The 2,764-nt window shown below is 61.4% G+C and carries 2 protein-coding genes; both read left to right on the top strand.

Going from position 1 to position 2,764, the window contains the following annotated elements; genetic code table 11:
• Positions 1 to 993, top strand: a 993-nt coding sequence (locus M0D67_RS41855; protein WP_308112636.1) for an N-6 DNA methylase, incomplete at its 5' end; no start/stop codon positions are given.
• A 578-nt stretch (positions 994 to 1,571) separates the two neighbouring features.
• A complete protein-coding gene (locus tag M0D67_RS41860) occupies positions 1,572 to 2,666 on the top strand; it encodes a hypothetical protein (protein ID WP_266243638.1) in 1,095 nt (364 codons plus the stop codon).
• The last annotated feature ends 98 nt before the right edge of the window (positions 2,667 to 2,764 follow it).

The following is a 2,764-nucleotide window of genomic DNA, read 5'->3' on the forward strand; positions in this document are numbered from 1 at the left end:
GACTCAGCACAAACCGGCATGGCCGGGACTTCTGAATCTAGGGGCCCGGTCAGCTCAAACCAATTCTGTAACGACATGGCAAACAAAAGCGCAGTACGCAAGCATGAAACCACGGCAGGGCAACACCAAACGGCACTGGTCAAGATGATTCGCAGCCTTAGCTATGCTCGCCACACGCACGAGGTATTTTCAGACTTCATCGAGCTTTCGGCGCTGTCGATCAGCAATGCCGTCGACAAGGTGCATTACGAAAAGCGCGAGGCGCGTTACCTCGATATCGTCGGCAAGTACAAGAAAGAGGAGGTCGCCCTGTTCCCGCAGATGTTTGGCGAACTGGTTCTCTGCTACGAGGAGCGGATAGCCGGATCGTTCAACGAAGAGACCGGATTACCCCGTGGTGGACTGGCAGACGTGCTCGGGTCTCTGTACATGATGTTCGAGCTTGGCAACGAGAGAACTGGCCAGTTTTTCACGCCGTTTGAAGTGTCAAAATTGATGGCGATGGTGTTGGTCGGAGACGGTGCCGAAGTCAGGCAAAAGGGCTTCCTTCGTCTGAACGAACCCGCATGCGGCGCCGGCGGAATGGTGATCGCCTACGCCGATGCGCTGCTCGATGCCGGGATCAACTACCAGAATTCGATGCACGCAATCTGCGTCGACATTGATCCCCGATGCGTTCACATGGCTTACCTACAACTATCCCTGCTACACATCCCAGGGGTTGTTGTCCACGGAAACGCTCTTTCCCTCGAAGAGTGGGGACACTGGTACACCCCTGCGCACATCCTTGGCGGATGGCGCGCCCGTCTCGCGCGTGAAACTGAGCGCGAGCGGGCAGAGGCGGACGCATTGGCGCTTCTCAATCCCCCGGATACCCAGTACGCCCCGCAAAACGACCCACAGCCAAGGGGTCCGGCGCCGGTTGTGACGGCCCCTGCACCCGAACCGGCCGCGATCGACTTCAAGAAGCTGGAACAGCTCGCTCTGTTCTGAACGACGACCTTTCCCGTCCACCATCGCCGGCACCCGCCGGCGAATTCGTTTGCGGTGCCGCGAGGGTAGGGGACAGCCGTCCAGCCGTGCCGCTGCACCTTGCGCGCCTGGCTTCGCCCGTCACGCAAGCTGACAGCATCGCGTCACGGAATCATTCCACGTCCGCTCTTGGGGCCGCGCCGCGTCCCGCGGACTCGCCCCGGCGCGTGCCATCCCCTCCAGCCTCGCTGCCTGCAGCAGCTCGGTGTGCGCGCTCGCCGCGCGAGGCGTTTCGCTTCGTCGCAGCTCTTCGTGCCGAATTCCCGCCCCCTGGTTCCCCGTCCTCTATCGCGATCGTAGCCACAGCCTACGCTGCGTCAAGGCGCACGGGGCCGTGTCAGTCGCTCTCGCTCCATCCCGCCCCACACCCCGCGCCTGAATCCTTGACCCAGCTCCGGCCGCGTCTCCTTTTGATCGCGGGACGATGAACTCAGGGGAACGGCGGCAACGACGAGAGACGCTGCCGACTCAGCACAAACCGGCATGGCCGGGACTCCGAATCTAGGGATCCGGTCAGCAAAGACAACCGTGGAAGAACGATGCAAAAGCTCACGTTTCAGGCAGACAGCGTTCCCCGCGCACCTATCCTTTCGGCGTTGCAGATAAAGGCGCTGCGGGGCGCGTTGGCGGGCAGGACGCTGGCCCTATGCTTTGGTTCAGGTGTGGACTCTACTGCAATGCTCGTAGCGCTTCATGCTGCTGGTATCCGCCCCGACGTCATCACCTTCGCTGACACAGGCGGAGAAAAGCCCGAGACCATCAAACACCTTGACCTCATGAACACGGTTTTGCGCGAATGGGGATGGCCGCTTATCGACGTGTGCCGAAAGATTCCACTCGCGTCCACAGGCTACGCGGACCTATACGGCAATTGCCTTGCGAACGAGACCTTGCCGTCGCTGGCTTTCGGCATGAAGAGTTGCAGTATCAAGTGGAAGGCCGCGATTCAGGACCAGTTTCTGAAGGGGGCAAAGTCCGGGCCGAACGCCAGGCTGCCCCATCCGCTTTGGATTTCGACGCGTGCCGCTAATGAACGGATCGTCAAACTGATCGGCTATGACTGCGGTCCGGCCGATCTGCGCCGCTCGAAAGCGCCGAAGCGCCCGGACGATGATTTCGATTATGTGTATCCGTTGCAGCTTGTTCGGTGGACACGGCGCGACTGCGTCAAGGCGATCACGTGGGCGCTCGGGGCCGACATGGTGCCGATCAAGTCGGCGTGCTTCTTCTGTCCTGCCTCGAAGCAATGGGAACTGTACTGGCTTGCCGCGAACCATCCAGAGCTACTGGAGCGTGCGCTGGTCCTAGAGCGTAACGCGCTCACTGGCCGGCATAGCCGCTTTGATGAGGTCGAATTCGGTGCGACATGGGAGGAGCTCGTGCGTGGAGCCGACCGCTTCCCTAGCACGTCAACCACCGTAGGACTCGGCCGCAGTTTCGCGTGGAATCAGTGGGCACGGGTCAATGACGTGGTAGACGATGATTTCCGTGTCAGGCGCGGCGAAGCGGATCGCGCCCGCTTCGCAATGATGTCCGATACCCTGCGGGACCATGACAATGCGCTCGATTCACGCACGCCGGGTATTCCCATAGTCGTAATCCCGGCGGCTGAACAGATGGACCTGGCACTGTGAAGCGTTCCGCGAGATCCGCCTGGGCATCGACCCGGGCGACGCCCAGCCATCCAGCCGTGCCGCTGCACCTTGCGCGCCCGGCTTCGCCCGTCACGCAA

This window comes from Paraburkholderia sp. SECH4, from assembly GCF_030511745.1.
GTDB lineage: Bacteria > Pseudomonadota > Gammaproteobacteria > Burkholderiales > Burkholderiaceae > Paraburkholderia > Paraburkholderia madseniana.

Bases quoted from the DNA above. Each gene is read 5' to 3' on its own strand.
- M0D67_RS41860 (WP_266243638.1), top strand. From the start codon at position 1,572: ATGCAAAAGCTCACGTTTCAGGCAGACAGCGTTCCCCGCGCACCTATC.